The organism is Pseudomonas sp. AL10 (assembly GCF_029960685.1).
Taxonomy (GTDB): domain Bacteria; phylum Pseudomonadota; class Gammaproteobacteria; order Pseudomonadales; family Pseudomonadaceae; genus Aquipseudomonas; species Aquipseudomonas lactis.
Map to the genome: position 1 here is coordinate 25,756 of NZ_JASBQZ010000031.1, position 25,115 is coordinate 50,870.

Annotated in this window: 27 protein-coding genes and 1 pseudogene; 15 read left to right on the forward strand and 13 right to left on the reverse strand. The window is 61.9% G+C overall.

Features of this window, described 5'->3' with window-relative positions:
• The first annotated feature begins 216 nt into the window (after positions 1–216).
• From QK296_RS21995 to QK296_RS22010, 4 genes are all read left to right on the forward strand, one after another.
• A complete protein-coding gene (locus QK296_RS21995; protein WP_003192432.1) occupies positions 217–849 on the forward strand; it encodes a glutathione S-transferase in 633 nt (210 codons plus the stop codon).
• 16 nt (positions 850–865) lie between these two features.
• The gene (locus tag QK296_RS22000) at positions 866–1,786 is read left to right on the forward strand and encodes a LysR family transcriptional regulator (protein WP_057711167.1); all 921 of its coding nucleotides are present in this window, start codon (positions 866–868) and stop codon (positions 1,784–1,786) included.
• Positions 1,786–2,670: a LysR family transcriptional regulator gene (locus QK296_RS22005; protein WP_169856104.1), complete on the forward strand. Its 885-nt coding sequence runs from the start codon at positions 1,786–1,788 to the stop codon at positions 2,668–2,670. The genes QK296_RS22000 and QK296_RS22005 overlap by 1 nt, the downstream gene beginning before the upstream one ends.
• A gap of 80 nt (positions 2,671–2,750) precedes the next feature.
• Positions 2,751–3,683, forward strand: coding sequence for a pyridoxamine 5'-phosphate oxidase family protein (locus tag QK296_RS22010; RefSeq protein ID WP_057711170.1), 933 nt, complete (start codon positions 2,751–2,753; stop codon positions 3,681–3,683).
• A 162-nt stretch (positions 3,684–3,845) separates the two neighbouring features.
• Here QK296_RS22010 and QK296_RS22015 read toward each other — a convergent pair whose 3' ends face one another.
• Complete coding sequence (locus QK296_RS22015; protein ID WP_282391305.1) at positions 3,846–4,373, reverse strand: Sbal_3080 family lipoprotein; 528 nt, start codon at positions 4,371–4,373, stop codon at positions 3,846–3,848.
• Positions 4,374–4,553: 180 nt separating this feature from the next.
• Positions 4,554–4,829, reverse strand: coding sequence for a DUF6124 family protein (locus QK296_RS22020; RefSeq protein WP_034134247.1), 276 nt, complete (start codon positions 4,827–4,829; stop codon positions 4,554–4,556).
• Between the two features lie 568 nt (positions 4,830–5,397).
• Here QK296_RS22020 and QK296_RS22025 point away from each other — a divergent pair.
• The 5 genes from QK296_RS22025 to QK296_RS22045 all read left to right on the forward strand — a co-directional run bounded on the left by QK296_RS22025 (position 5,398) and on the right by QK296_RS22045 (position 8,288).
• The gene (locus QK296_RS22025; RefSeq protein WP_282391306.1) at positions 5,398–5,793 is read left to right on the forward strand and encodes a Rid family hydrolase; all 396 of its coding nucleotides are present in this window, start codon (positions 5,398–5,400) and stop codon (positions 5,791–5,793) included.
• Between the two features lie 173 nt (positions 5,794–5,966).
• A complete protein-coding gene (locus QK296_RS22030) occupies positions 5,967–6,629 on the forward strand; it encodes a hypothetical protein (RefSeq protein WP_034134248.1) in 663 nt (220 codons plus the stop codon).
• The gene (locus QK296_RS22035; RefSeq protein WP_003192421.1) at positions 6,626–7,144 is read left to right on the forward strand and encodes a hypothetical protein; all 519 of its coding nucleotides are present in this window, start codon (positions 6,626–6,628) and stop codon (positions 7,142–7,144) included. The genes QK296_RS22030 and QK296_RS22035 overlap by 4 nt, the downstream gene beginning before the upstream one ends.
• Positions 7,141–7,647, forward strand: a complete 507-nt coding sequence (locus QK296_RS22040) for a hypothetical protein (protein ID WP_003192419.1) — start codon at positions 7,141–7,143, stop codon at positions 7,645–7,647. The genes QK296_RS22035 and QK296_RS22040 overlap by 4 nt, the downstream gene beginning before the upstream one ends.
• 41 nt (positions 7,648–7,688) lie before the next feature.
• On the forward strand, positions 7,689–8,288 hold the full coding sequence (locus QK296_RS22045; protein ID WP_003192417.1) for a hypothetical protein: 600 nt from the start codon (positions 7,689–7,691) through the stop codon (positions 8,286–8,288).
• Between the two features lie 23 nt (positions 8,289–8,311).
• On the opposite strand, the gene QK296_RS22050 is transcribed toward QK296_RS22045, so the two are convergent.
• Entirely contained in the window at positions 8,312–9,799 is a 1,488-nt protein-coding gene (locus QK296_RS22050; protein WP_282391307.1) for an aldehyde dehydrogenase family protein, read from the reverse strand.
• Positions 9,800–10,035: 236 nt separating this feature from the next.
• On the opposite strand from QK296_RS22050, the gene QK296_RS22055 reads away from it, so the two are divergent.
• Entirely contained in the window at positions 10,036–11,205 is a 1,170-nt protein-coding gene (locus QK296_RS22055) for a p-hydroxyphenylacetate 3-hydroxylase oxygenase component (protein WP_169856115.1), read from the forward strand.
• A 56-nt stretch (positions 11,206–11,261) separates the two neighbouring features.
• Positions 11,262–11,729 (forward strand): annotated as a pseudogene (locus QK296_RS22060) (flavin reductase family protein); the annotation flags it as partial.
• Positions 11,730–11,767: 38 nt separating this feature from the next.
• Here the strand turns inward: QK296_RS22060 and QK296_RS22065 are convergent.
• Complete coding sequence (locus QK296_RS22065; protein WP_282391308.1) at positions 11,768–13,090, reverse strand: hypothetical protein; 1,323 nt, start codon at positions 13,088–13,090, stop codon at positions 11,768–11,770.
• Positions 13,091–13,306: 216 nt separating this feature from the next.
• Here QK296_RS22065 and QK296_RS22070 point away from each other — a divergent pair, with 216 nt between their 5' ends.
• The 3 genes from QK296_RS22070 to feaR all read left to right on the forward strand — a co-directional run bounded on the left by QK296_RS22070 (position 13,307) and on the right by feaR (position 16,386).
• Positions 13,307–14,806, forward strand: coding sequence for an APC family permease (locus QK296_RS22070; protein WP_057711173.1), 1,500 nt, complete (start codon positions 13,307–13,309; stop codon positions 14,804–14,806).
• Positions 14,769–15,335, forward strand: a complete 567-nt coding sequence (locus QK296_RS22075) for a DUF3156 family protein (RefSeq protein WP_032900766.1) — start codon at positions 14,769–14,771, stop codon at positions 15,333–15,335. The genes QK296_RS22070 and QK296_RS22075 overlap by 38 nt, the downstream gene beginning before the upstream one ends.
• Positions 15,336–15,450: 115 nt before the next feature.
• The gene (feaR, locus tag QK296_RS22080; RefSeq protein WP_003192409.1) at positions 15,451–16,386 is read left to right on the forward strand and encodes a transcriptional regulator FeaR; all 936 of its coding nucleotides are present in this window, start codon (positions 15,451–15,453) and stop codon (positions 16,384–16,386) included.
• Between the two features lie 334 nt (positions 16,387–16,720).
• Here the strand turns inward: feaR and QK296_RS22085 are convergent, their stop codons facing one another.
• The 5 genes from QK296_RS22085 to QK296_RS22105 all read right to left on the reverse strand — a co-directional run bounded on the left by QK296_RS22085 (position 16,721) and on the right by QK296_RS22105 (position 20,894).
• Positions 16,721–17,476 (reverse strand): SDR family oxidoreductase, encoded by a 756-nt coding sequence (locus tag QK296_RS22085; protein ID WP_169856118.1) that lies wholly within the window; start codon positions 17,474–17,476, stop codon positions 16,721–16,723.
• Positions 17,466–18,269, reverse strand: coding sequence for an SDR family oxidoreductase (locus QK296_RS22090; RefSeq protein WP_003192406.1), 804 nt, complete (start codon positions 18,267–18,269; stop codon positions 17,466–17,468). Before QK296_RS22090 ends, QK296_RS22085 begins: the two co-directional genes overlap by 11 nt.
• The gene (locus QK296_RS22095) at positions 18,262–19,083 is read right to left on the reverse strand and encodes a molybdenum cofactor biosynthesis F family protein (protein WP_003192405.1); all 822 of its coding nucleotides are present in this window, start codon (positions 19,081–19,083) and stop codon (positions 18,262–18,264) included. Before QK296_RS22095 ends, QK296_RS22090 begins: the two co-directional genes overlap by 8 nt.
• A gap of 13 nt (positions 19,084–19,096) precedes the next feature.
• Positions 19,097–19,462, reverse strand: a complete 366-nt coding sequence (locus QK296_RS22100) for a cupin domain-containing protein (RefSeq protein ID WP_034134255.1) — start codon at positions 19,460–19,462, stop codon at positions 19,097–19,099.
• Between the two features lie 133 nt (positions 19,463–19,595).
• A complete protein-coding gene (locus QK296_RS22105) occupies positions 19,596–20,894 on the reverse strand; it encodes an FAD-binding oxidoreductase (protein ID WP_003192402.1) in 1,299 nt (432 codons plus the stop codon).
• 207 nt (positions 20,895–21,101) lie between these two features.
• Here QK296_RS22105 and hpaR point away from each other — a divergent pair, with 207 nt between their 5' ends.
• Complete coding sequence (gene hpaR / locus QK296_RS22110) at positions 21,102–21,524, forward strand: homoprotocatechuate degradation operon regulator HpaR (protein WP_044269224.1); 423 nt, start codon at positions 21,102–21,104, stop codon at positions 21,522–21,524.
• 124 nt (positions 21,525–21,648) lie between these two features.
• Here the strand turns inward: hpaR and hpaI are convergent, their stop codons facing one another.
• From hpaI to QK296_RS22130, 4 genes are all read right to left on the reverse strand, one after another.
• Complete coding sequence (gene hpaI / locus QK296_RS22115) at positions 21,649–22,449, reverse strand: 4-hydroxy-2-oxoheptanedioate aldolase (RefSeq protein ID WP_057711179.1); 801 nt, start codon at positions 22,447–22,449, stop codon at positions 21,649–21,651.
• Between the two features lie 16 nt (positions 22,450–22,465).
• Positions 22,466–23,269: a 2-oxo-hept-4-ene-1,7-dioate hydratase gene (hpaH, locus tag QK296_RS22120; RefSeq protein ID WP_003192397.1), complete on the reverse strand. Its 804-nt coding sequence runs from the start codon at positions 23,267–23,269 to the stop codon at positions 22,466–22,468.
• A gap of 11 nt (positions 23,270–23,280) precedes the next feature.
• Positions 23,281–24,585 carry an MFS transporter gene (locus QK296_RS22125; RefSeq protein WP_094775157.1) on the reverse strand — a complete coding sequence of 435 codons (1,305 nt, stop codon included), beginning with the start codon at positions 24,583–24,585 and terminating at the stop codon, positions 23,281–23,283.
• A gap of 137 nt (positions 24,586–24,722) precedes the next feature.
• The gene (locus QK296_RS22130) at positions 24,723–25,115 is read right to left on the reverse strand and encodes a 5-carboxymethyl-2-hydroxymuconate Delta-isomerase (RefSeq protein WP_034134259.1); all 393 of its coding nucleotides are present in this window, start codon (positions 25,113–25,115) and stop codon (positions 24,723–24,725) included.

Genomic DNA, 25,115 nt, shown 5'->3' on the forward strand with positions numbered 1-25,115 from the left:
GTTGCCTCCTACTTAACGTTGCACGTGAAGGTGTGAACGATGGGGAGGGCGATAGTTTGAATTTTTTTATGAAACGCTCGCGCCCGGCTTGGCTGCCACGCCAACGATGTATTGTTTCGCTGGATGAAATGCTGGATTGTGAATCCTGGTCATTCCGCCAGACAGGGCAGCGGTAGAACATCCCTGGCGTCGATACCCACTCATTTGGAGCCTGTCATGACCCAGCCTGCGATCAAACTCTATGGTTTCCCCCTGTCCGGCCACTCCCATCGGGTTGAGCTGATGTTGTCCCTGCTGGGGCTGGCGAGTGAATTTGTCCTGGTGGACCTCAAGCAAGGTGCGCATAAAACGCCTGAGTTTCTCACCACCCTGAACAGCTTCGGCCAGGTGCCAGTGATTGATGACGGCGGCACGGTCTTGGCCGACTCCAATGCCATCCTGCTTTACCTCGCCAGCACTTATGGCAACGGCCAATGGCTGCCCAGTGACCTTGTCGGGCAAGCGCGGGTGCAGCGTTGGCTTTCGGCCGCCGCCGGCCCACTCCATGCCGGGCCTGCCACGGCGCGCTTGGCCACGGTGTTTGGGGCCGAGGTGGACACTGTCAGCGCAATCAACCGTGCCCATGCCTTGCTGCGCGTGATGGAGCAGCAACTGAGCCAGAGCCGTTTCCTCGCCAGTGAGCAGCCCAGCATTGCCGATATCGCCTTCTACACCTACGTGGCCCACGCGCCGGAAGGCAATGTGTCCCTGGCCGACTACCCTAAGGTACGCGCCTGGCTGGCCAGCATCGAAGCACTGCCGGGTTTCGTTGGCATGCCGCGTACGGCGGTGGGGCTGCAATCGCAATAACAACCGAGGGGCGCCGATGGACCGATTTCATGAAATGCAGGTGTTCCTGGCCGTGGCCGAGGAGGAGGGCTTCGCGGCTGCCGCGCGCCGTCTGAACACGTCGCCGCCCAGCGTGACCCGGGCGATTGCCGCCATGGAACAACGCATCGGCACCCAGTTGCTGGCGCGCACCACGCGCAGCCTGCACTTGACCGAAGCCGGCCAACGTTACCTGGACGATTGCCGACGCATCCTTGCCGAGCTGGACGAAGCCGAGGAAGCGGCGGCGGGCAGTTACTCCATCCCGGGCGGCCAGTTGACGGTGACCGCACCGGTACTGTTTGGCGAGCTGTATGTGGCGCCGGTAATGGGGGAATACCTGGACCGTTTTCCCTTGGTGAGTATCAACGCCTTACTGGTCGACAGAGTGGTCAATATGACCGACGAAGGTGTGGATGTAGCGGTGCGTATCGGCCACCTGCAGCCATCCTTGCAGCAAGCGATCAAGGTCGGCGAAGTACGCCGGGTGGTGTGCGCATCGCCGGCTTATCTTGACCAACACGGGCGGCCCCAGCGGCCCGAGCAGTTGCGTGAGGCCAAGCTCGTCACCTCATCGTCCAGCCAACGGGTCAGTGAGTGGACATTCATTGACGCCGGCCAGCCGCTGAAGGTACCGATTGAGCCGCGCCTGGTGGTCACCGCCAACAATGCCGCGATTAACCTGGCCCGTCTGGGCTGGGGCATGACGCGGGTGCTGTCTTATCAAGTCGCGGCAGCGGTCGCGGCGGGTGAGCTGGAGCTGGTGCTGGAGGATTTCGAACCGGCGCCGCTGCCGATCCACGTGGTGTTCCAGCAGAACGGCCGCGTACCGGCCAAGGTCAATACGTTTGTGGATTTCCTCAGCCATCGCCTCGGGCAGGACCCGGCCCTGAACGCGGCGACGAAGCAGCGCGCCTGATGGAGCGTTTTCGCGATATGCAGCTGTTTGCCGCGCTGGCCGGGCAACCCAGCCTGGCGTCGGCGGCACGCCATGCGCAGGTCTCCGGCCCGACCCTGGTACGTGCGGTTGCGCGCCTGGAGGCACGCCTGCGTGTGGTGTTGCTGCATCGCAGCACCCGCGGCGTCAGCCTGAGCGACGCAGGCCAGGCTTACCTTGCCGACTGCGTGCGCCTGCTGGCCGCGGTGGACGCGGCCGAGGCTTCGGCCAACGGTTTGCATGTGCAGGCCCAGGGCGACCTGCGGATATTCCTGCCGCTGCTGTTCAGCCGCTATGTCATGGCGCCGCTGTTGGCCGGCTATGCGGATCGCTACCCGGCGGTGCGTGTCATCGCGCATTACCACGACTATTACCCTAACCTGCATGTAGAGGGGCTGGACGTGGCGGTGCTGGTCGGCGAATTGCCCAGCTCGTCACTCATTGCAAGGCAAGTCGGGCAGGTGGGCACTGTCCTTTGCGCCAGCCCCGCTTACGTGGCGACCTGGGGCGAACCCCGGCATCCGGCTGAACTCAAGCAGCACCATCTGATTGCCAGCACCGACCCGGTGCACTGGGATTTCCCGCATTACACCCTCAAGGCTCGCGCCCGGCTGAGTTGCGCCACTGTCCAAGGGGCGATCAATGCGGCGGTGCAGGGGGCGGGCGTGATTCGAGCCTTGAGTTACCCGCTGCACGAACACCTGGTGAGCGGCCAGTTGCAGCGCCTGTTGCCTACCTTCGAGTTGCCGCCGCAGCCGGTGCATGTGGTCTACCGCGAAGGCCGCCATGCGTCGATGCGCGTGCGCAGCTTTGTCGACTACTGCGTCACGGCGTTGCGTGAGCATCCGGCGTTTCAGCTGGCGTAATAGTGGATTGCCCTGGGTGGGCATTCTCTCTATTACGGCATGGGCGCAGCATCTTCAGTCTCTAACCGGAGGTGAGCGCCATGCACTCGATTGAACCAACCCCTTGGCATGTCGGCGAACGACACATGCAGGACAGTGCCGGCGTTTCTGAACGCATGGCCATGATCGGGCCCAAAGTCATTCGTGATCATTTGCCTGAGCAGCACCGCGATTTTTACCCGCTACTGCCGTATGTGATCGCGGGTGTGGTGGACGAACAGGGCATCCCCTGGGCGACGATGCTGGAAGGCGCACCCGGGTTTGCGCATTCACCGGACCCACACACGCTGCAGGTCGACAGCCTGCCCACCAAAAGTGATCCCGCCTGGGCTGGAATAACGAATGGCGCGGCGATCGGCCTGCTGGGCATCGACCTCAACACCCGCCGCCGCAACCGCATGAATGGCCGCATTGGAACGCTTGAGCATGAGGGCTTCGCGGTCGAGGTGGTACACACCTTCGGCAACTGCCCCAAGTACATCCAACTGCGCCCCGTCGCCGGCATTGCGCGAAAACCTGGCAACCTGGCAGAGCGCAGCAACCGCCTGGACGACGCGGCTCAAGCACTGATCCGCCACGCCGACACCTTCTTCGTCGCCAGCTACGTCGACCTGCACGGCGAACGCTCGGTGGACGTCTCCCACCGAGGCGGCAATACGGGATTTGTGCGGGTGCAAGGCAACGTACTGACCATCCCGGATTTTGCCGGCAACCTGTTCTTCAACACCCTCGGCAACCTGCACGCCAACCCGGTGGCGGGGTTGTTGTTTGTGGATTTTGAGACCGGCGACGTGCTGCAAGTGGCCGGGCGTACTTCGTTGATCCTGGGTGGGCCGCAAGTGGCTGAGTTCGAAGGCGCCCAGCGCTTGTGGACGGTGACGGTGGAACATGTGGTCCGCCGCCCGGCAGCGTTGGCCTTGCGCTGGCAATTCGCGGAATTTTCGCCACACAGCCTGGCGATGGGCACCTGGTAGCCAGGCACGATAATGCCCTGTAGGAGCGAGCTTGCTCGCGAAACACGTTAACGATAACGCGTGCTTCCTGAGTAAGCGCGGCGCCTGCGGGTTTTTCGCGAGCAAGCTCGCTCCTACAGAAGGTGGTGTGAAGTGTGGCGCAGGCAGGTGGATGAGCTCGCTCTAGGGAAGAAGGTCAGCCTGACGTCGAGTCATGCCGTAATCAGCATTGGGAAACAGCTGATTGGTCATCTCGATGATTTTGCTTTGCGCATCGATGAACTTGCCCATTCGGGCGCCACCCGAAGTTGAGTCATACAACGCCTGTCCGACCCTTCGACCGTTCTCGAACACCTGGATATCGGCGAAGCTCATGTACAGCGCCATGTCCCAGCTCCATGTACCGATATAAGTGGTCGACAGCGCGCAACTGGCGGGCGGGGCGCCTGGCGGCAACTCGCGGGTTTGAAAGCCCTTATTGCGTAATTGAGCGGTGTAAGTCGTATTGAAGCCTTCACGCAAGCCTGCGGCGGGAATCATGCAGATTTCGGGCGAGTGAACAGTTGAGGAGGGAACGGGGGTGACGGTTTGCGTGATACTGCAGCCGGTGAGGGCGCCGCATACCAGTAAGCAAGCGAGGGTTGTTACCTGGTGCATAGCGACCTCCATGTCATAAGTAGTGGCTGGATGATAGCAGTGAAGTTCCAGCATGGATCACTATCTACTGAGACACAGCCGATCCAATGTGGGAGCAGTCGAGCTTTAGCGAGGCTGCGATGGCGGCGGCACTGTCAACATATTCATTGCCTGACCCACCGCTATCGCGGCCTCGCTAAAGCTCGACGGCTCCCACAGGGGAATCTCATTGCCTGTTGGGTTTGCGCGTTTTCATCAGGCCACCGGGCACTCACGGTTCAGCGCTTCATCTACCAGCAACTGCGCAATCTCGATCATCTGCACCACCGCCAACACCTGCTTGCGGGCGTGACCGTCAAGCTGTTCGGCACAGTCGTAGGCGCAGACAGTCGCGGACTCCAGCATTTCGCTGGCATTGCTCAAGGCGGCTTCAGTGCTGAGTCCGGGGCGGACGGTGAAGATGACATCTGGAGGCAGTTGCGGGTTTTCATCCGAGGGGGACGGTGGGGGATTGGGTGTGACTTTTTTCATGGCGAAGCTCCTATGAATGAGCACCTCCATTTCGCTACCACACGAAGTAAGGAGGCGACTGTACACGGGGTGGTAGACCGGTCATAGAAACCCGGCAGGCCGAAGCCTCCCATGCACAGCCGCCACAAAGCAGCCCGCATAAAAAAACGCCCTTGAGCGTTTTTGGGGTCTATGAAAGAACTGGGCTACCACACCCATTCGCTGATTTTGCAGCGACCCGCGAAGGTTAGCGGCGAGGTTCATCGGACGCAACCCGAAAGTTGTGTAAGAGCGGTCCGACAACCGCGTCATTGCGGGTACGCTGAATAACCCATGTAGGAGCGAGCTCGCGAAAAACGTCAACGATAACGCGCGCTTCCTGAGTAAGCGCGGCGCCTGTGGGGTTTTCGCGAGCAAGCTCGCTCCTACAGGGGATGTGATTGCCTGGTGGGTTTGCGCGTTTTCATCAGGCCGCCGGGCACTCAAGGTTCAGCGCTTCACCCACGAACATGTTGCTGGATGTTGAACCATCATCCTTAGCGATTCCTTTGGGTTAGCCTTGTTTTCCTACTGACAACAAGGATTGGTCATGCAACGAAAGGTTATTAATCCCACGACGGTATTCAACTCCCTGCAATACGGTTTCAGCCAGGCCATGGACGTGCCAGAGGGCCGGCGAATCATGCTGTCGGGGCAGGTGGGGGTAGATGCTCAAGAGCACACGGTCGGCCCCGGCATCGCCGAACAGACCGCCGCAGCGTTGGACAATATCGAAAAGGTGCTGGCCGAGGTCGGTGGCGACCTGTCTCATGTGATCATGCTGCGGCTGTATATCGTCGAGTCTGCCCGTGAGCAGCAAGCGTCGATCGCCCATGCGCTACTTGAGCGCTTCCCGCACAACCCGCCACCGTCTTCGTGGATTATCGTCAGCGGCTTGTCGTTGCCGCAGTGGTTGATTGAGATTGAGGCGGAGGCGGTGATATGAGTGGCTTTCACCGAGCGCTGACACATGCTGCTGATCATCTGTAGTCAAACCGCGATTCCCCCCGTACCATTCGCCCCCCCTCGCAGTGACGCGAGGCGCAGCGCCAGGAAGGCTCATCCCATATTTTTCCTGACGCCTGCCGTTTATTTTTTTGCCTGCGTTCAGGATTCGATATGTCTCGCTTCTCTCGGCCTTTGGCCTTGTTCTTGATTACGGCAGCCCTGGCAGGTTGCGGTACTCAGTCTGCGTCGCTGGTTAGCCAGCCGTTGCAACCTGGCCCCCAGGACCCGGTCGCTTATGTAGTCGGATCAATCGGCCCGCAGAGCCTTAGCGCATCTCCTGCGCCTAATCAGCGTTTACTGTTTCGCAAGCGCGGTTCCGAGTTTGGCGCCGCAGCGATCTGGGTGGGCGTCGGTCGGCAAACACCTCAGGATGTGAAGGATGCGGCCGGTGCCGCCAGTGTATTCGTGTTGGCGCTCAAGCCTGGGGATTATGAGTTCTATGATTTTCAGTTTTTCTCCAGCAGTTATTCACCCACTCTGGGGACGACCTACACCTCGGTGCAGGCGCGAGAGAAATTCAACCTGCCACTGCGCCTGAAGGCCGGCAACGCCTATTACCTCGGTGAATTTCGCTCGTTATGCCTTGGCGCTTCGCTGTGTGCCTTCCGCTGGCGCGACCAGCAAGGACGCGATGAGCCGCTAGCGCGGCACTCTGTTGCGGGCCTGCCGGCTCTGGAGTTGTTGCCGCTGGATTATCGCAGCGCCGCCCCTTATATCATCGCGCCGCTGCCATCCGGGGCGGGCCAGAACATCCTTCACGAGACACGCCCATGAACCGTTTTATTACGTTCAGCGCCCTGGCGCTGCTGACCGGGTGTGCAACCACCCATACGCTTCCTGAGCGTGCATTGCCCGATGGCAAGGAATACCTCAAGCCGATCCACGTCATGATCGATGACCCGCTTAATGCAGCACAAATTCGTAACCAATTGCGTGAGACTGGGGTGTTTCGCAGTGTCGAAAGCGGCCGGGGCAACGCGGACGATTACTCGGTGTGGGTGCGCTACAACGTTCAGCGTGATATGCCGCCTTTCCCGGTGGTACTGCTGAGCGCGGCAACTCTGTTTCTGCTGCCCCTGTCCGTGAGCATTGACACCACCACCGAGTTCTCCCTGCAGCACAATGGGAAGCAGCTCAAGCAGTACAGCTACCGCAACGTCACCCACAAATATTCCTGGCTGCTGGATGGCCCTGGCGGGATGGAGCTACAGAGCGGTCACCGTGTTGCACGGGCTTTTGCCGAAGATGTACAGCGCGACGGGCTGCTGCCCGAGGAGCACGCACAATGATCAGGACTACGTTACTGGCCGCCGTGCTGTTGCTCGGTGGTTGCGGTACCGCCCTCAAACCGTTGGATTACAAGGCAGAGCGTGCCTACGTGCCGATGAGTGTCACGATGCCGTCGCCCGTGTCGAGGTTTGAACAGCAGACGCAACGCGAAGTTATCCAGTTGTTGCGTGACACAGGTGCCTTCAGTTTTATGGATGGCGGTTTCAGCAAGACGGGCTACAGCTTGTTGGTCGATCAACGCGGCGGTAAAGGGGCCGGTGCGCTCCCGGCGATACTTGGCGCGTTGACGCTGTTGACCGTGCCAGTGCCCTACACCTACGAGCGCCAGTTGCACGGCTCGCTGTTCAAGGACGGGCAACTGCTCAAAACCTATGCTTACAAACGTGGTGGTTGGACAGCTACGACCTGGTACATCCCCATGACCGAGCCCCGCAGCGAAAGCGAGATGTTGAGCGAGTTGATGCGGGATCTGGAGCACGATCACTTGATTCCTTATCAGTGACAGCTGGTTATTTTAATTAGTGTTGATAGAGAGATTCACGGATGAATTACGAATTGCTGTTTGGCTTGGATGTGCAACTGGGCTTTTTGGTGATGGCCTTTGTGTTGGTGATGGCGGTGATTGGCTTCATTCTCGACAAAGACACCACGCCGCAAGTTGTCGTGGCGACCGGCGTTGCGCTGATTTCGATTGCCGCGTGTGCCGTGGTCTCTATCGACGCATTCAATGGGCTGGCGCAGTCACTGCACGAAAAAGGCAAAATCAGCGGTGCTCTGTTTGACCAGGTGAAACACCGCTCCAACCTGTTCCTCTTTGTTTTCCCGTTTGTAACCGCCGCCATCGGCACGAACCTGATTTCCGACGTGTTGACCAAGAAATTGCATTATGAAAAATCCTTGGGCCCTGTGAATTTGTTGCAAGGGTGCTTGGAACTTATGAAAATCCTTTTCGGTTTGGTTATTTTTCCGTTTGTTGCAATTGGCTTGGCGCCCTTCGTGTTGGTCGATACGTGGAAGCGCCATGTCACCCGTTATATGGAAGGGGTTGGCGCAGTGAATCGTCATCTGCAACTCAAGATGCTGAAGGCCGACATCATTTCCAGGAACCTGTTTCGTGGCCCACCCGCCAAACCTGCGCCCTGATTCCGGTCGTCGGCACTCAGCCCTTAATACCGAACCATCACCGACTTAAGCTCGGTGTAATCCTCAATGAACGCACTGCCAAACTCCCGCCCTAATCCCGAAGACCGGCTGCCACCAAACGGCACTGCCGGGTCGAGCAAGGTGTGCATGTTCACCCACACGGTGCCGGCCTTGACGGCCGGGATCATGCGCAGGGCCTTGCCCAGGTCATTGGTCCACAGGCTGGCGCTCAACCCGTAGGGCCCGTGGTTCATCATGGCCAGCAATTCGTCTTCGCTGTCGTAGGGCAGGAAGGTGGCGATGGGGCCGAAGGTTTCTTCGTTGAGCAGGGTGTCGTGCAGGTGGTTGGCAAGGATGACGGTGGGTTCGACGTAGCAGCCGGGGCGGTCGATGAGGTGGCCGCCGTGGATGATCGTGTTGTTTTCGGCGCGGGCCTGGTTGAAGTAGCCGAGCAGTTTGTGTTGGTGTTGCTGGTGGGTCACCGGGCCGAAGTCGGTGTGTTCGTCCAGGGGCGAGCCGATGTTCAGGCGGCTGAGGCGTGCCTTGAGCTTTTCCAGCACGGCATCGATCTGCGAGCGGTGCACGAAGAAACGCTCGGCCGCTGCGCAGATTTGCCCAGAGTGCAAGAAGCCCGCTTCGATGATGCCATCCACCGCTTTGTCCACGTCCATGTCGCGCAGGAAGCCGGCGGCGTTCTTGCCGCCCAGTTCCAGGGTCGCGCGGGTGAGGCCTGCGCCCATGGCACTGCGGCCCACCGCAATACCGGTGGGCACTGAGCCGGTGAACGACACCTTGTGCGTGCCGGGGTGTTCCACCAGCCCCTTGCCGACATGGCCGCCGCCGGTCAACACGTTGAGCACGCCCGCCGGCAACCCGGCGTCGATGGCCAGTTCGGCGATGCGCAGCAGGGTCAGCGGCGTGAATTCGCTGGGCTTGATGATGATGCTGCAGCCGGTCACCAGCGCAGAAGCCAGCTTCCAGATGGCGATCATGGTCGAGAAATTCCACGGCACAATACCTACCACCACGCCTACCGGTTCGCGCAAGGTGAAAGCGGTGTAGCGCTCGCCATTGAACGAAGGCAGCGACGGCGTGAGGGTCTTGCCGCTGAGCTTGGTGGCCCAACCTGCGTAGTAACGCAGGAAGTGCGCGGCCTGGTCGACCTCAAAGGCGCGGGAAATCTGGATGATCTTGCCCGACTGGCAGGTTTCGATCTGCGCCAGTTCTTCGCGGTGGTGTTCCAGCAGGTCGGCCAGTTTCAGCAGTACGTTGCCACGAATGGCCGGTGCGGTCTGTGACCACAACTGGAAACCCCGGTTGGCGCAAGCCACCGCGGCGTCGATATCCGCCAGGTCTGCGTCGGCCACGTCGGCGATCACCTGGCCGGTGGCGGGGTTGGTCACGCTCAGGCGTGCATCGGCGTGGCTGCGCACACTGGCGCCGTCGATGAATAGCCCATGACGGCGGCGCAAAAAGGCTTCGACGTGAGGCAGCAGCGGGATATCGCTCATGGCAGGTTCCTGGCAGTTCACAAAAGAAAACTCGAGGTTAACCAACGGGCAGGTACGCGGCTTGACTGTGCCTGCCAGGTTTTATGCCTGTGCCTGCCGTGCCTGTGAAAAGTACAACCTTGCCTGCCGAACGTGCATGTTGTGCCGGCGCAAGCCGGTCGATACTGGCCCTGCATCCCGCGCCGTTCCACGATTCGGAGCGTCTGCCGGACTTCCAATAATAAGCAGGGCCGTCCATGAAAAAGCCAAACCCGCTCCTCGAAGACCTCAAGCCTCTTCTGCCTGCCATTGCCGCGAACGCCAGCCGTGCCGAACAACTGCGACAAGTGCCGGATGAGAATATCGCGCTGCTCAAGAGCATCGGGCTGCACCGCGCCTTCCAGCCCAAGGTGTTCGGTGGCCTGGAACTGTCGCTGCCCGAATTCGCCGATTGTATCGCCTTGCTCGCCGGCAGTTGTGCCAGCACCGCCTGGGCCATGAGTTTGTTGTGCACCCACAGCCATCAACTGGCGCTGTTCTCGGCGCAGTTGCAGGAGGAAATCTGGGGCGCCAACCCGGATGCCACGGCCAGCAGCAGTATTGCGCCGTTCGGCCGGGTGACCGAGGGCGAGGGCGGCGTGTACTTCAGTGGCGAGATGGGCTGGAGCAGCGGCTGTGACCATGGCGAATGGGCGATTGTCGGCTGCCGTCGCCAGAATGCCGAAGGCACCCAGGACTACTGCTTTGCCGTGCTACCGCGCAGTGACTATCAGATCCGCGATGACTGGTTTGCAGCCGGCATGAAAGGCAGCGGCACCAAGACCCTGATCATCGACAACGCCTGGGTGCCCGAGCACCGGATCCAGAAGGCCAAGGACATGATGGAAGGCAAGTCCGCAGGCTTTGGTTTGTACCCTGACAGCCAGATTTTCTACGCGCCGTATCGGCCGTATTTCGCCAGTGGCTTCTCCACCGTCAGCCTCGGCGTGGCCGAGCGCATGCTGGAGGTATTCCGCGAAAAAACCAAAAACCGCGTACGTGCCTACACCGGCGCTGCCGTCGGCGCAGCGACCCCGGCGCTGATGCGCCTGGCCGAGTCCACCCATCAGGTGGCCGCCGCTCGGGCGTTTTTGGAGAAGACCTGGCAAGACCACGCCGAACACAGCGCCGCCCACCGCTACCCAACGCGAGAAACCCTGGCGTTCTGGCGCACCAACCAGGCCTACGCCACCAAGATGTGCATCGAAGCGGTAGACCGGCTGTTCGCCGCCGCAGGTGGCAATGCCTGGTTTGAACACAACGAAATGCAGCGCCTATTCCGCGATGCCCATATGACCGGCGCCCATGCCTACACCGACTATGACGTGTGCGCGCAGATCCTCGGCCGTGAGCTGATGGGCCTGGAACCCGACCCGAGCATGGTGTAGCCGCGTTTTCCCTACAACAATCAGGGCGGCCCATCGAGGCCACCCGGGAGTCTTGCATGTCTGACGTATTCGACCCACGAGCCTTTCGTCGCGCCTTGGGCAATTTTGCCACTGGCGTGACCGTGGTCACCGCCGCCACCGCCTCCGGGCGCAAGGTCGGCGTGACGGCCAACAGTTTCAACTCGGTGTCCCTCGACCCGCCGCTGGTGCTGTGGAGCATCGACAAACGCTCCAACAGCCATGCGGTGTTCGAGGAGGCCAGCCACTTTGCGGTGAATGTGTTGGCGGCGGACCAGGTGCATCTATCCAACAATTTCGCGCGCCCCCGTGAAGACCGCTTCGCCCTGATCGAATACGAGCCGGGGGAGGGTGGCTCGCCGGTGTTCGCCGATTGCTCGGCGCGTTTTCACTGTGAGAAATACCAGCAGGTGGACGGCGGCGACCATTGGATCATGATCGGCAAGGTGGTGGCCTTTGATGATTTTGGCCGTGCGCCGCTGCTCTATCATCAGGGCGCCTATGCTGAGGTCCGGGCGCTGCCTCCGTGCGCGCCCGAGGCGGTTTAGAACGGCACGGCGACCACCAGTTGGCTGTAGACATTGGTGCCGTTGCCGCCGACCTGATTGCCGCCGTTTTCGGCTGATTTATTCGGTTTGTACAGGCCGAGCAGCGGCGTGATGATCAGGTGCTCGTTGACGGCCCATTCGGCATACAGGTCCAGTTCGCGGCCATCGAGGTTCAATTGGCCGCGGGTACTGACGGTGTTGTAGTCGAAGAACAGCGCCCCAAGCGTGACGTTCTCCAGTGGCTTGACCTTGAGCGCCACGTGCTGCACGGCGGTGTTGCTGTTGAAGGGGCCGGAATAGTTGCCCGCTACTTCGCCCTGCACCCAGGTGCCGTAGCCACGGTTGAAGCCTGAGAACATGGCGTCCCAGTTCTTCGAATAACGGGCGTAGCGGTAGGTCAGATCCGGCGACCACGGCAGGTTGGCGAAGGTGTAGCCGGCTTCGGCGTAACCGGCATTTTCCTGGCCGTCGCGACGGCTTTGGCGCGCCAGTTCGAAGGCGAAGTGCGCGTTGTCGATACCGGCATTGCCGGCGCCGCGCAGGCTGTAGAGGTTCATGCCTTTGCGCTGGCGCTGCAGGTCGGTGGCGAAGCGCTCATCCACGTCGATGCCGTGAATGTAGGTCAGCCCCAGGGTGCCCGGCGCGGCACTGTATTCCAGGGTGCCGGCGGCCATTTCGGTAAGGGCCTGGGCGCGGTTGTCGGACTTGATCCACATCAGGCTGCCGTGCACACCGTCCTTGCCGCCCAGGCGAATCACCGCCGTCTTATCGAAGGCATGGCGCGCGGCGATGTAGTAGGCGCCGCCGCGATTGAACTCGCCGTCGCCCACGCCATTGCCCAGGTTGGGGCCATCGTCGTTAAGGATAAAACCGTCGCCGAGCATGATGATCTGGCGACCGAACGACAGGTCCAGGCCATCCTTGCCCAGCGCTGGCAACAACTCGCCAGACCGCCAGCCGGCGAAGGCCTCGTCAAACTTGGTGGTGCGCTCGGTGCCGTTGGTGAGCCCTGCCGCATCGCCATCGCCCCAGGTACCGGAACTCACCAGGTTGGCCGTGCCATACACGCCGCCCAGGTTGCCCAGGCTCTGTTCGACGCTCAGGCCGTACTTGATGAACGCCTCGCGCCAGGTGGAGCCGCCGCTGCGGCCATCGTAGTTCTTCGGGCTGTTGAACATACCGTACACGGCGAGGAAGTTGCCGGTGACCTGGGTGTCGGCGTCGGCATACAACTCGATGGCCTGCGCCTGGCCCACCAGCAGTGCCACGCCCAGGCCGACCGCCTGGCGCAGGCGGCGGTTTTTCAGTGTGTGCTCCATTGTTATTGCCCCCATCTTGGTTAAGAGTGAGGGCGCATTAGGGCGAGCGGTATGAGGCCAAGTCTTTTCCCTGCGTGCCAGGCAATTGACTCTGGCCGCCAGGCCACACGCCCTGGCAGGCAGCAACAAAACCGGCGGCAGACAGGGGCAAGACGATCAACGGGAGTGGGGCGCAGAGTGCCGACACATTAAAAAAACCGCTTCGAGGACCCCTCCATGTCGATCAACGACCGACTCACCGCACACCTCAACCGGGGCACGGTAGGTTTTCCCACTGCGTTGGCCAGCACTATCGGCCTGATCATGGCCAGCCCGGTGATCCTCACCGCCACCATGGGCTTTGGCATCGGTGGCAGTGCGTTTGCCCTGGCGATGCTGATTGCCGTGGTGATGATGCTGGCCCAGGCCACCACCTTCGCCGAGGCCGCCTCGATACTGCCCACCACCGGTTCGGTGTACGACTACATCAACTGCGGCATGGGTAGGTTCTTTGCGATCACCGGGACCTTGTCGGCCTACCTGATCGTGCATGTGTTCGCCGGCACCGCCGAAACCATCCTCGCAGGGGTCATGGCCCTGGTGAACTTCGAACACCTCAATACCCTGGCAGAGTCGGCCGGCGGCTCGTGGTTGCTGGGCGTCGGTTTCGTGCTGGTGTTCGGTGTGCTGAATGCCTTTGGCGTCAGCGCATTTGGCCGCGCGGAGATCATCCTGACCTTCGGCATGTGGACCACCCTGATGGTGTTCGGCGTACTGGGGCTGATCGCCGCGCCGGCGGTGCAGTTGGATGGCTGGTTCGGTGAGTCGCTGGTGGGCACCGACCTGGTCACCGTGCTGTCGCTGGTGGGCATGGCGATGTTCATGTTCGTGGGCTGCGAGTTCGTCACCCCGCTGGCGCCGGACCTGCGCCAATCGGCCAAGGTGATGCCACGGGCGATGATGCTCGGGCTGATGGGCGTGGCCACCTGCATGTTCATCTATGGCGCGGCGATGAAACGCCAGGTGGAGAACGTGGTGCTCGATGTGGCGTCCGGCGTTCACCTGTTGGACACACCCATGGCCATCCCCCGGTTCGCCGAACAGGTGATGGGGCAGATCGGTCCGTTGTGGCTGGGCATCGGCTTTCTGTTCGCTGGCGCTGCGACCATCAATACCCTGATGGCCGGCGTGCCGCGCATCCTCTACGGTATGGCGGTGGATGGCGCCTTGCCCAAGGTGTTCACCTATCTGCACCCGCGTTTCAAGACGCCGCTATTGTGCATCTTGGTGGCCATGTTGATTCCGTGCCTGCACGCGCTGTACCTGGGCGGCAACACCGACAACATCATGCACCTGGTGCTGGCGGCGGTGTGCGCGTGGAGTTTCGCTTACCTGTTGGTGACCTTGTCAGTGGTGATCCTGCGCATTCGGCGTCCGGACTTGCCTCGGGCCTATCGCTCGCCGTGGTTTCCGCTGCCGCAGATCGTCTCCAGCATCGGCATCCTGTTGGGCATGTGGTTTATCACCCCGCCCGGCATGAACCCGGCGGACATCTACGTGCCGTTTGGCGTGATGCTCGGCGTGACGGCCACCTACGCGCTGTTCTGGACCCTGGTGGTGCAGAAGGTCAACCCCTTCAAGCCCGCCTGCGTAGAGGAGGTGTTGGCCAAGGAATTCAGCCATGAACCGGGGGTTGCCCATGACGGTTATAACGACTTTGCGGCAAAAACTGTTTGAGCTGTTTCGTGCCGACCGCGCACCCAGCGGGTATCGACCGGGGGTGACCCTGGCTCATCTGCGGCGTGATCTGGGCCTGGCCACCCTTGAAGTGGACGGTGTGGCCTTTGAGATTGTCGAGCGCACCGAGTCGCAGTTGTTGATGCACCTGGTGCTGACCGAATGTGTCCTGCGCGTTCCTGCTGCAGCGGGTGGCGCTGGCAGCTTCGAGGTGCACCATGGCGGCGCGATCCGGCGCAGCGGCATTCATGTGCGGCGCCGCGCCGGCAACCAGGCACTGGGCCGTGAATTGCAGGCGCGTTTACAGGCGGACAGCGTGTTGTTCCAGGCGTTGATGCCGCTGGATTTCAAGCGCCTGCGCATCGAGCTGCACGACCAGCAATGGTGCGTGCGCCTGGAGCATATGGGTGGCAGCGAGGTGGTCAACCGCATGCCGGCGTTCCGGCGCTACATTGCGTTGAGCGCCGAGCAACGCGTGCATCTCTTGGCAACCCTGGCCGGGTTGCGGCGGGTACTGTCGGGTCTCTGATTGGCACCATTAGTGCTTCTGCAACGGGCAAACAGGTTTGTTGTTGCGTGCATATAGATAACATGTTAACTATTGCACCAGAACAACAAGAATAACGCCACTGCGGAGACACCCCATGAGCATCCCACAGCATGCACCCGACGGGCTCGACAGCTGGAACCGCGAACTGCGCGCCGCGTGCGGCCACTTCGATACCGAGCTGGCTTTCAACCGTTCGCTGTTTATCGGCGAGATCCACAACCTGTCGCGTGGCCTGGCCATCCTGCGCACCAATGCCGGGCTGATCAAGCGCCCGATGCACCACGCCGACCATGACAACGACCAGGAATGTTTCCTGGTCAGCCAGCGCAGCGGCTATTCGCAAATCACCCAGAACGACCAGACCGTACAACTGGCCCCCGGCGAAATGCTGTTGATGGACTCGGTGGGCGCCATCGAAATTACCCCCTTCGGCCTGATCGAACACGCCTCGCTGTCCTTGCCGCGCACTGCGGTGTGCAAGCACCTGGGTGGCCAGGCACGGGCCTTCGGCAAGATCTCCTCGACCAAAGCCTGTGGGCGCATGCTGCATGTGCTGATGGACCAATTGTGCAAGGACGATACCGACGAAGACGCCACGCAAGTGGAAGCGCTGCAAGCGGCGTTCGTCTCGCTGTTGGGTTCGGCGTTGGAGCAGGGCGATGAGTGCCGCGAAGGCGTGGCCTCGTTACAGGGTAATAACCTACGCAGCTATGTGCAAAAGGTCATTGATGAGTCGCTGAGCCAGCCAGGCCTGAGCCCGATCGGCCTGGCCAACCGCCTGAATATCTCGGTGCGGCACCTGTACCGTCTGTTTGAAGAACAGGACGACAGCGTCTGCCGCTATATCCAGCGCGCGCGGCTCAAGCGCAGTGCGGATGACTTGACCAACCCGTTTCTGCGCAGTGAGTCGATTACCTCGATTGCCTACAAATGGGGCTTTACCGACTCGGCGCATTTCAGCCGCTCGTTCAAGAAGCAGTTTGAGGTGTCGCCCAAGGATTTTCGTTCGAGCCGGTTGCAGGCGGTGTAAGCGTGATCGTTCCCACGCTCCGCGTGGGAACGCCGCCCCGGACGCTCCGCGTCCCGCTCCAGAAGTCGTGACGCGGAGCGTCACAGGATGCATTCCCACGCAGAGCGTGGGAACGATCGGCAAACCGCCCTCATCAAAGCGGCGTTCCCAGAGACCGATGATGTCGAACTTACGGATGTCGAACAAGGCCGCCGTCTGCCGATAGGACAGCTGTTGATCGTTCCTACGCTCCGCGTGGGAACGCCGCCCCGGACGCTCCGCGTCCCGCTCCAGAAGTCGTGACGCGGAGCGTCACAGGATGCATTCCCACGCAGAGCGTGGGAACGATCGGGTTTCAGATTTCGGGCAGCGTCGCGCCACCATCCACCACCAGCGTCTGCCCGGTGATATAGCCCGCCAGGTCAGAGGCCAGAAACACCATCGCCCCGGCAATATCCGCCGCCGCGCCCAGGCGCCCCAGCGGCACACGGCGGGCGATGCTGTCATTCACGGCCGCATCGCCCAGGTTGCCCATCGCCGGCGTGGCGATCATGCCGGGCTCCACGCCGTTGACCCGCACATTCAACGGCGCCAGCTCCAGCGCTGCATTGCGGATAAACCCATTCACCCCAGCTTTGGACGCCGCATAGTGGCTCAGCCCCGGATAACCGACCCGATTGCCGGTGACCGAAGACGTCACCAGCACGCAACCCCGGCCTTGTTCGCGAAACATCGGCAACGCCGCCTGGGTCAGCCAGAACAGCGCCGACAGGTTCACCGCCAGGGTGCGCTCCAGAATCGCTGGGGTGATGTCGGCAAAGGCGGTCAGCGGAAAGTACCCGGCGTTGTGCACCAGCACATCCAGTTGCGCCAAGCCTTGGACGCAAGCAAACACCGCTTCGGTATCCGCCAGGTCAACGCCAACGGCGTCAACCTGATGCCCTTGCGTGCGTAACCCGGCAGCCAGGGCTTCAGCCTGTTCAAGCAGACGGTCGGCAATCACCACTCGCGCACCGCGTTCGGCAAAGGCCTGGACGATGCCCAGGCCAATGCCTTGGGCACCGCCGGTGACCAGCACGACTTGGCCGCTGAAATCCAGGTCATGGGGCATGGGCAGGTTCCAGGCGCGTAAACGCCAGCGTCGGCACGTCGACGATGCTGGACCCACCGTCCGCCACCAACGTGGCGCCGGTAATGATCGAGGCGTCGTCGCTGGCCAGGAAGCGGCACACCTTGGCGATCTCGTCGGCACGGGCGGCGCGCCGCAGCGGTACATCGGCACACACGCGCGCATAGGCCTGCTGCAAGGTCTCGCCGTACGCCTCCATCAACGGCTGCATCTCCGCGTCGGCCATCGGTGTGTGCACCCAGCCTGGGCACACCGCGTTCACCCGCACGCCATGGGGCCCATAGTCACGGGCCAGCGAGCGGTTGAGCCCGAGCAGCGCATGCTTGGCGGTGGTGTAGCCACACACCTCGGGGCCTGCTGCCAATGAGGCGATGGAGCCAATCAGCACCATGTTCCCGGCGCTTTCCTGCAGCAGCGGCAGGCAGGCGCGAGCGCTGTAGAACGCACTGTCGAGGTTGCTGCGCAGCGCGCCTTCCCAGGTGGCCGGGCTGGTCTGGGTCGCGCTGCCCAGGCCGTGGCCACCGGCACAGGCCAGCAGCACATCGAGGCGCCCGAAGTGGGTGCGGATTTGTTGGATGAAACCGTCCCAGGTGTCCGGGCAGGCGGCATCGCCCACCAGGATCAGCCCGCCGGTGTCCTGCGCCACCTGTTCCAGCGGCTCACGACGCCGACCGATCAGCACCAGATGCGCGCCTTCCTGTGCGTACAAGCGTGCGCAGGCGGCGCCGATGCCGGTGCCGGCTCCGGTGATCACCACCGTGCGCGGCTCAGTCACGGGGGTACTCCGTGTGGTTGAGCACCTGGCAATAGGAACTGATCGGGAAGTTCGACAGCGCGTCGAAGGACGCCCCGGCATAGCCGAAGATCTTGCCGTCGCTGCGGTGCTGTTGCAGGTCGATCAATACCAGGCCGAGGGTCGGCACGATCTTCTCCTGCCAGACGAACAGGTACAGCTGTTCGGCGATCTTGTAGTAATGGCAGCGGTCGGTGTCGCACAGGCCTTTCTCCACGCCCTCAAGGCATTGCCAGGCGTAGAACCGCGGGTTGAGGTAGATGTGTTCGTAGACCTCGCTGGGGCTGTAGCGATAGTGGTTGCGCAGGCCGACCAACTCGTCGGTGGGGGCGTGCAGGCAGTGGCCATCCTGCCAGGGCCGGTCGAGGCTGCCGTGGAGGAAGTCAACCTGTACCGAGGTCAGCGGTTTGCCGGCCAGGGCGCGGTGGTACAGGCCTTCGTGGGTCTCTGCCGGTTCTGGCATACGGCCAATCACGGCGGTAAAGGAGGCATTTGGCGTGTCCAGCACCAGGCTGATCGACCAGCTTTGCCCGGCCTCATGCTTGATAAAGTCCACCAGGTACAGGCCCGGACGAATCGAGCTGGCGCGGTAGGCAGCGCTGCCGCTGGAGTGGCCATCGGCGGCGTGCCAGGCCAGGCGCTCCTGTTCGAAGCGGTGTTCGATCTGCCAGCCATTGGCAAAGTGCAGAGTGAAGGTCTGGCCGGCCAGGTCGGCCAGATTCGGCAGAATGAACGCCTCAGGTGCAAACCCCTCAGCCAGGGCGCCTACGGTGATCCAGTCAGATGAATTCGACATGGCAACCCCTCCCTTACACGACGGCGAAGTAGTGTTTGACGAAACTCTCGCTGACCACTTCCCACAGCACGGGCGTGCCCTTGGTCACGAACCAGCTGTCACCGGCCTTGTAGCGGGTGGATTGGCCGGTGGACTCGTCGGTCAGCACCACTTCGCCGGTGACTATCGTGGCCTGTTCGGCGAACGGGTAAACCATGCGGAACTTGCCCTGGGTCGTGCCGAAGTACGCACTGCTGACCGCATCGGTGGGCGCGCCGAAAGTCATCTTGCCGAAGGCGCGTACTTCGCCTTCGAGGATTTGCGAGCCGAGGTCGGCCACGGTGCCCCAGGCGTCGAGTTCCGACAGCTGGACGTTGTGTTTGAGGGTGGTAAGTGTCATGGCAGATGCTCCGATAAGTACGAGATTTTTGTAGGAGCGAGCTTGCTCGCGAAGAACGTCTGGGCACCGCGATTTACCTGAAGGCCCGCGTTATCGTTGACGTTCTTCGCGGGCAAGCCCGCTCCTACAGGGGTTAGCGGCGACCGTTCCAGTAGCCGGATAATTGGTGCCAGGATTTGCCCGCCGTCAGCAGCAGGGGGCGAATCGCGTCCTTGCCGAGGATGGTGGGGCGGGAGATCGAGCTGACCAGGTCATAGCGCGCCGAGCCCTCGCTCATGCCTTCGGCCAGCACCTTGCAGATGATGTGGCTGGGGGTGACGCCAAAGCCGGAATAGCCCTGCACGAAAAACGCATTGCTGCGCCCCGGCAAAGTGCCCACCTGCGGGAACAGGTTCGGGCTGCACGCCATCGGGCCGCCCCAGGCCAGGTCGATTTTCACGTCCTTCAGGTAGGGAAAAATCTTCAGCATCAGGTGGCGGTTCCAGGCTTTCAGATCGCCGGGAATGTGCTCCACCAAAGGCGTGGCGGCGCCGAACAGCAGGCGGTTTTCGTTGGTCACGCGGTAGTAGTCGATCACCGGGCGGATATCGCTGTAGGCCCCACGGATCGGGCTGATGCGCTGGATCAACTCCTCGGACAACGGCTCGGTCATCATCTGGAACGCGTAGGTGTTGATGGTCGAGCGGTGCAGTTCTGGCTCCAGCTTGTTGAGGAAGCTGTCACAGGCCCACAGCAACTTGCTGGCGCGTACCGAACCGCGACCGGTGCGCACGGTGATGCGCTCGCCGTAGCTGACTTCCAGGGCCGGGCTGTTCTCGAAGATCTTCACACCATGGCTGACCAGCGCGGTGGCTTCGCCCAGCAGCAGGTTCAGTGAATGCACATGCCCGCCACCCATGTGCAGCAGGGCGCTGGTGTAGGCGGTGGAGCCGATGATCTGCTGCACGTCAGAGCCGCCGAGAAAGCGGATTTCGTGCTGGCTGTTGATCGACTTGAAGTCTTTCTCCCAGGCGCGCAGGGTTTTTTCCTGGCGGGCGTTGAAGCCCATGTAGCCGTAGCCGTGGCAAAAGTCCGCGTCGATGTTGTACTTGGCGATGCGGTTCTTGATGATGTCGGCGCCCAGGTCGCTGATCTCGAACACTTGGCGCAGGCCGTCTTCGCCCACGTCCTTCTTGATCTTCTCCAGGTCATGGCCGATGCCTGCCATGATCTGCCCACCGTTGCGGCCCGTGCCGCCAAAGCCCAGGTAGCGCGCTTCGAGCACGACAATGTTGGTGATGCCTTTTTCCGCCAGCTCAAGGGCCGTGTTAATTCCGGAAAAGCCGCCCCCGATGACCACGACGTCCGCGTCGATATCCTGTTCCAGGGTGGGGAAGCTGAGGTTGTATTTCTTGGTGGCGGTGTAGTACGTGGGGGTTTCGATGTTGATCATGGCGCAGCCTGAAAAAGTGAAGGAAGGCGCTAAAGCGGATGCCTCCATTAGGGCCCTTGGCGGGCTGGAAGTCTTGATCCTGCGTGCCCGGGTTTTTGATTCAGCGCGCCACGGGCGAGGGCACCTATAAGTTATAGCGCGCTCGCCGGTCGGGAATGTTAGAGTTTCGTTAAACTATTAACTAAATACTTCGTGACCCTGAGCCCTATGTCTACACCTCGACAATCCCTGACCCTGGCCTTGCTGCAAGCGCGCGAGGCCGCGATGAGTTTTTTCCGTCCTTCCCTGAATGAACACGGCCTGACCGAACAGCAATGGCGCATCATCCGCATCCTTGAACAGCACGGTGAGTTGGAGATCTATCAACTGGCTGAACTGGCCTGCATCCTCAAGCCGAGCATGACCGGCGTGCTGGTGCGCATGGAAGCGGCCGGCATGGTGCACCGGCGCAAGGCCGAACAGGACCAGCGCCGGGTGCTGATTACCCTGGCGGACAAGGGCAAGGCGAGTTTCGAGTCCATGAGCCAGTGCATGGAGGCCAACTATCAGCGTTTGCAGGATCAGTTGGGCGCAGAGAAATTCCAGACCTTGTTGGGGTTGCTGGATGACTTGAAGAACATCAAGCGCTGACTCAATTGCTGAACCACCACCGATCAACTGTGGGAGCTGGCTTGCCTGCGATAGCGCCGGGTCAGCTGGCTTATTTGTCGTTGATGCACCGCTATCGCAGGCAAGCCAGCTCCCACATTGAGTCTCAGTAGACGCCACCGGTATTGGCAGCCACAGGTATGTCTTTGAACTTCCCGGCCAGGCTTTGCAGCCCCCGCATCAACACCGTGGTATCCACTCCTACCGCCACGAACGTCGCCCCCAACTCGATATAGCGTCGTGCGAGATTTTCATCCGCACTGAGAATCCCTCCCGCCTTACCCGCCTTGACGATACGCACGATGGCGTCCTCAATCGCCGCTTGTACCTCGGGATGCCCCGGATTGCCACGGTGGCCCATGGACGCGCTCAAGTCTGCCGGGCCGATAAACACACCGTCCACGCCTTCGACGGCAGCAATGGCGTCCAGATTGGCCAGGCCCTCGGCATTCTCAATCTGCACCAGCAGGCACATCTGCGCATCAGCCTGGTCGAGGTAATCGGCGATGCTGTTCCAGCGCGAGGCGCGGGCCAGGGCGCTGCCGACCCCGCGAATACCCTGGGGCGGGTAGCGCAGGGCCCGCACCAGTTCCCGGGCCTGGGCGGCGTTTTCGACCATGGGCACCAGCAGCGTCTGCGCGCCGATATCCAGCAGTTGCTTGATCAGGGCCGTGTCGCCGATCACCGGGCGAATCAACGCCTGGCTGGGGTAGGGCGCAATGGCCTGTAACTGCGCGAGCATGTCCCCCAGTTGGTTGGGCGCATGTTCGCCGTCGATCAACAGCCAGTCGAAACCGGCGTTGGCGGCCAGCTCCGCGCAGTAGGCGTTGGCAAGGCCGAGCCACAGGCCAATCTGTACCTCGCGGTTGTGCAGGCGTTGCTTGAAGCGGTTGACAGGCATGTCCATGACAGTCCTCCTGGGTTCAGACGAAGCGGCAGGCAATCGAGCCGAGCAGGTCGTAGTCGACGTGGAAGGTATCGCCAGGGCGGGCTGCCACGGGGCGGGTAAACGAGCCGCCGAGAATCACCTGGCCGGGCAGCAGGGTGACGTCATAGGGCGCCAGCTTGTTAGCCAGCCACGCCACGCCCTTGGCCGGGTGGTTGAGCACCGCCGCCGACACCCCGGACTCTTCGATCACGCCATTGCGATACAACACCGCCGGCACCTTGCGCAGGTCGATCTCGGTGGGGCGCACGGCGCGGCCGCCGAGCACCACACCGGCGTTGGCGGCGTTGTCGGAGATGGTGTCGAACACCTTGCGGGTGGCGTTGGTGTGGGGGTCGACTTGCTGGATGCGGGCGTCGATGATTTCCAGCGCCGGGATCACCCATTCGGTGGCGTCGAGCACATCGAACACCGTGCAGTTGGGCCCTTTGAGCGGTTTGCCGAGGATGAAGGCCAGTTCCACTTCCACCCGTGGCACGATGAAACGCTCGAAGGGGATGTCGCTGCCTTCGTCGAAAAACATGTCGTCGAGCAGGGCGCCGTAATCGGGTTCGGTGATATTCGACGACACCTGCATGGCCCGTGAGGTCAGGCCGATCTTGTGGCCCTTGAGCGTGCGCCCGGCCTTGATCTTTTGCGCGACCCATTCACGCTGAATGGCGTAGGCGTCCTCGATCGTCATGCCGGGGTAGTCGAGGGAAAACTGGCGCACCTGTTCGCGGCTGCGTTCGGCGCGGTCAAGGTTTGCGGCGGCCGCGAGGATTTGCTGGGAGTCGAGCATGGCAACGGTCTCTAGTGTGGGTTGACGATGGCGGCCTGGGTGCGCAGCACCAGCAAGCCACCGAGGGCGATAAACAGGGCGAGTACGTACAGGGCCAGGCTGGCGCTCTGGGTGGCGTCGCGCATCCAGCCGATCAGGTACGGCGCGAGGAACGCCGCGATACTGCCGAACGAGCTGATCATGGCGATGCCCGCCGCCTGGGTGGTGTGGGAAAGAAACGCCGGTGGCAGTTGCCAGAACATCGGCAGCGCGGCGCTTGCGCCCATCCCGGCAACCACCAGCCCGCTCATCACCAGCAACGCATTGCCGGGCGCCAGGCCCGCCACGGCGATACCGAGCGCCGCCATCAGCAGGGGCACACACAGGTGCCAGCGGCGCTCGCGGTGGCGGTCGGACGAGCGCCCGCAGCCGAGCATGAAGAAGCAGCCGGCCAGGTACGGCACGGCGCTGAGCAAGCCGACCTGGCTGTCACGGCCGATGCCGGCGCCGTGGATCAGGGTGGGCATCCAGAACGCCAGGGTGTTGACCGCCAGCATCACCGCAAAGTACACAGCCACCAGCAGCCACACCTGCGGGTCTCGCAGGATGCCGCCGAACGAGGTGATGGTCTTGCGCTGTTCCTCGTTGCTCAATTGGGTGCGCAGTTGCTGTTTTTGCTCGGCAGTCAGCCAGTGCACCGACTCGAAACTGTCCGGCAACCACTTGAGCACCACCAGTCCCAGCAGCACCACGGGCGCGCCTTCGATCAGGAACATCCACTGCCAGCCGCGCAGGCTGCCGACATCATGGAAGTTCTCCAGGATCGCCCCGGAAATCGGCCCGCCCAACACCCCGGCCATGGGCACCGCAATGGCAAACAAGGCGGTGACCTGGGCGCGACGGCGTGCCGGGTACCAGCGGTTGAGAAACACCAGAATCCCGGGGAAAAACCCGGCCTCGGCCACCCCCAGTAGAAAGCGCAGCACGTAGAACCCGCGCGCGCTCTCCACCCACAGCATGCCGGTGGAGAGCAGGCCCCACACCACCATCAGGCAGGCGATCCAGCGCCGTGGCCCGACGCGGTCCAGGGCAATGTTGCTGGGCACGCCGAACAACGCGTAGGCGATGAAGAACAGCCCGGCGCCGAAGCCGTACACGGTGTCGCTGAAGTGCAGGTCGCTGCTCATCTGCATCTTGGCAAAGCCGATGTTGATGCGGTCCAGATGGGCGAACAGGTAACACACCAGCAACAAGGGCATCAGGCGCCAAGTCACCAAACGATGGGTGCGGTCGTGCTCGGCAAGCTGCAGGCTTGCAGTGGAATTGGCTGTGCTCATGGTGGTGTTCTTTTTGTTGTTGTAGGAGCGAGCTTGCTCGCGAAAAACGTCAACGAAAACGCAGCGCTGTTGGGTCCGCGGTGCCTGTGGGCTTTTCGCGAGCAAGCTCGCTCCTACAGGGGGGGGGCGGGGCCGTTTCAGCTTGCCGGGTTGTTCAGGAACGCGTGCACATTGTTCTGCTTGAAGTTGAGCTGCGGGTGCAGCTCGATCATCTCGAACGACAGCGCGAGCAAGCGCTGCGCCTGCAGCTCGGCGAAGTGCTCGGTAATCACCGCGAACACTGCTTGGGCGACGGCCTCGCGGGTTGCCAGGTCGCGGCCGTGGCCGACCTTGAGGGTCATGTGCACAAAGGCATAGTCGTGTTTGCCGTCGGCCATGCGCCAGGTGTCCAGGCGCACGCCGCGACTGCGAATGCCGCCCAGCGGAAACACGCCGCTGTCGCCCAGCACGCGGTGGATTTTTTCAAACAGACCGGGCAAGTCGGCCTGCTGTTCGAGGTTGTCGGTGTACTCAGCGATAAAGTGCGGCAT

Bases quoted from the DNA above. Each gene is read 5' to 3' on its own strand.
- QK296_RS22020 (WP_034134247.1), bottom strand. From the start codon at position 4,829: ATGAAAAAAGTCACACCCAATCCCCCACCGTCCCCCTCGGATGAAAAC.
- QK296_RS22065 (WP_282391308.1), bottom strand. From the start codon at position 13,090: ATGGAGCACACACTGAAAAACCGCCGCCTGCGCCAGGCGGTCGGCCTG.
- hpaH (WP_003192397.1), bottom strand. From the start codon at position 23,269: ATGCTCGACTCCCAGCAAATCCTCGCGGCCGCCGCAAACCTTGACCGC.
- QK296_RS22095 (WP_003192405.1), bottom strand. From the start codon at position 19,083: ATGTCGAATTCATCTGACTGGATCACCGTAGGCGCCCTGGCTGAGGGG.
- QK296_RS22070 (WP_057711173.1), top strand. From the start codon at position 13,307: ATGTCGATCAACGACCGACTCACCGCACACCTCAACCGGGGCACGGTA.
- QK296_RS21995 (WP_003192432.1), top strand. From the start codon at position 217: ATGACCCAGCCTGCGATCAAACTCTATGGTTTCCCCCTGTCCGGCCAC.
- QK296_RS22030 (WP_034134248.1), top strand. From the start codon at position 5,967: ATGTCTCGCTTCTCTCGGCCTTTGGCCTTGTTCTTGATTACGGCAGCC.
- QK296_RS22025 (WP_282391306.1), top strand. From the start codon at position 5,398: ATGCAACGAAAGGTTATTAATCCCACGACGGTATTCAACTCCCTGCAA.
- QK296_RS22005 (WP_169856104.1), top strand. From the start codon at position 1,786: ATGGAGCGTTTTCGCGATATGCAGCTGTTTGCCGCGCTGGCCGGGCAA.
- QK296_RS22075 (WP_032900766.1), top strand. From the start codon at position 14,769: ATGACGGTTATAACGACTTTGCGGCAAAAACTGTTTGAGCTGTTTCGT.
- QK296_RS22050 (WP_282391307.1), bottom strand. From the start codon at position 9,799: ATGAGCGATATCCCGCTGCTGCCTCACGTCGAAGCCTTTTTGCGCCGC.
- QK296_RS22045 (WP_003192417.1), top strand. From the start codon at position 7,689: ATGAATTACGAATTGCTGTTTGGCTTGGATGTGCAACTGGGCTTTTTG.
- QK296_RS22100 (WP_034134255.1), bottom strand. From the start codon at position 19,462: ATGACACTTACCACCCTCAAACACAACGTCCAGCTGTCGGAACTCGAC.
- QK296_RS22085 (WP_169856118.1), bottom strand. From the start codon at position 17,476: ATGCCCCATGACCTGGATTTCAGCGGCCAAGTCGTGCTGGTCACCGGC.
- QK296_RS22040 (WP_003192419.1), top strand. From the start codon at position 7,141: ATGATCAGGACTACGTTACTGGCCGCCGTGCTGTTGCTCGGTGGTTGC.
- hpaR (WP_044269224.1), top strand. From the start codon at position 21,102: ATGTCTACACCTCGACAATCCCTGACCCTGGCCTTGCTGCAAGCGCGC.
- QK296_RS22010 (WP_057711170.1), top strand. From the start codon at position 2,751: ATGCACTCGATTGAACCAACCCCTTGGCATGTCGGCGAACGACACATG.
- QK296_RS22055 (WP_169856115.1), top strand. From the start codon at position 10,036: ATGAAAAAGCCAAACCCGCTCCTCGAAGACCTCAAGCCTCTTCTGCCT.
- QK296_RS22105 (WP_003192402.1), bottom strand. From the start codon at position 20,894: ATGATCAACATCGAAACCCCCACGTACTACACCGCCACCAAGAAATAC.
- QK296_RS22000 (WP_057711167.1), top strand. From the start codon at position 866: ATGGACCGATTTCATGAAATGCAGGTGTTCCTGGCCGTGGCCGAGGAG.
- QK296_RS22130 (WP_034134259.1), bottom strand. From the start codon at position 25,115: ATGCCGCACTTTATCGCTGAGTACACCGACAACCTCGAACAGCAGGCC.
- QK296_RS22035 (WP_003192421.1), top strand. From the start codon at position 6,626: ATGAACCGTTTTATTACGTTCAGCGCCCTGGCGCTGCTGACCGGGTGT.
- QK296_RS22015 (WP_282391305.1), bottom strand. From the start codon at position 4,373: ATGCTGGAACTTCACTGCTATCATCCAGCCACTACTTATGACATGGAG.
- hpaI (WP_057711179.1), bottom strand. From the start codon at position 22,449: ATGGACATGCCTGTCAACCGCTTCAAGCAACGCCTGCACAACCGCGAG.
- QK296_RS22125 (WP_094775157.1), bottom strand. From the start codon at position 24,585: ATGAGCACAGCCAATTCCACTGCAAGCCTGCAGCTTGCCGAGCACGAC.
- feaR (WP_003192409.1), top strand. From the start codon at position 15,451: ATGAGCATCCCACAGCATGCACCCGACGGGCTCGACAGCTGGAACCGC.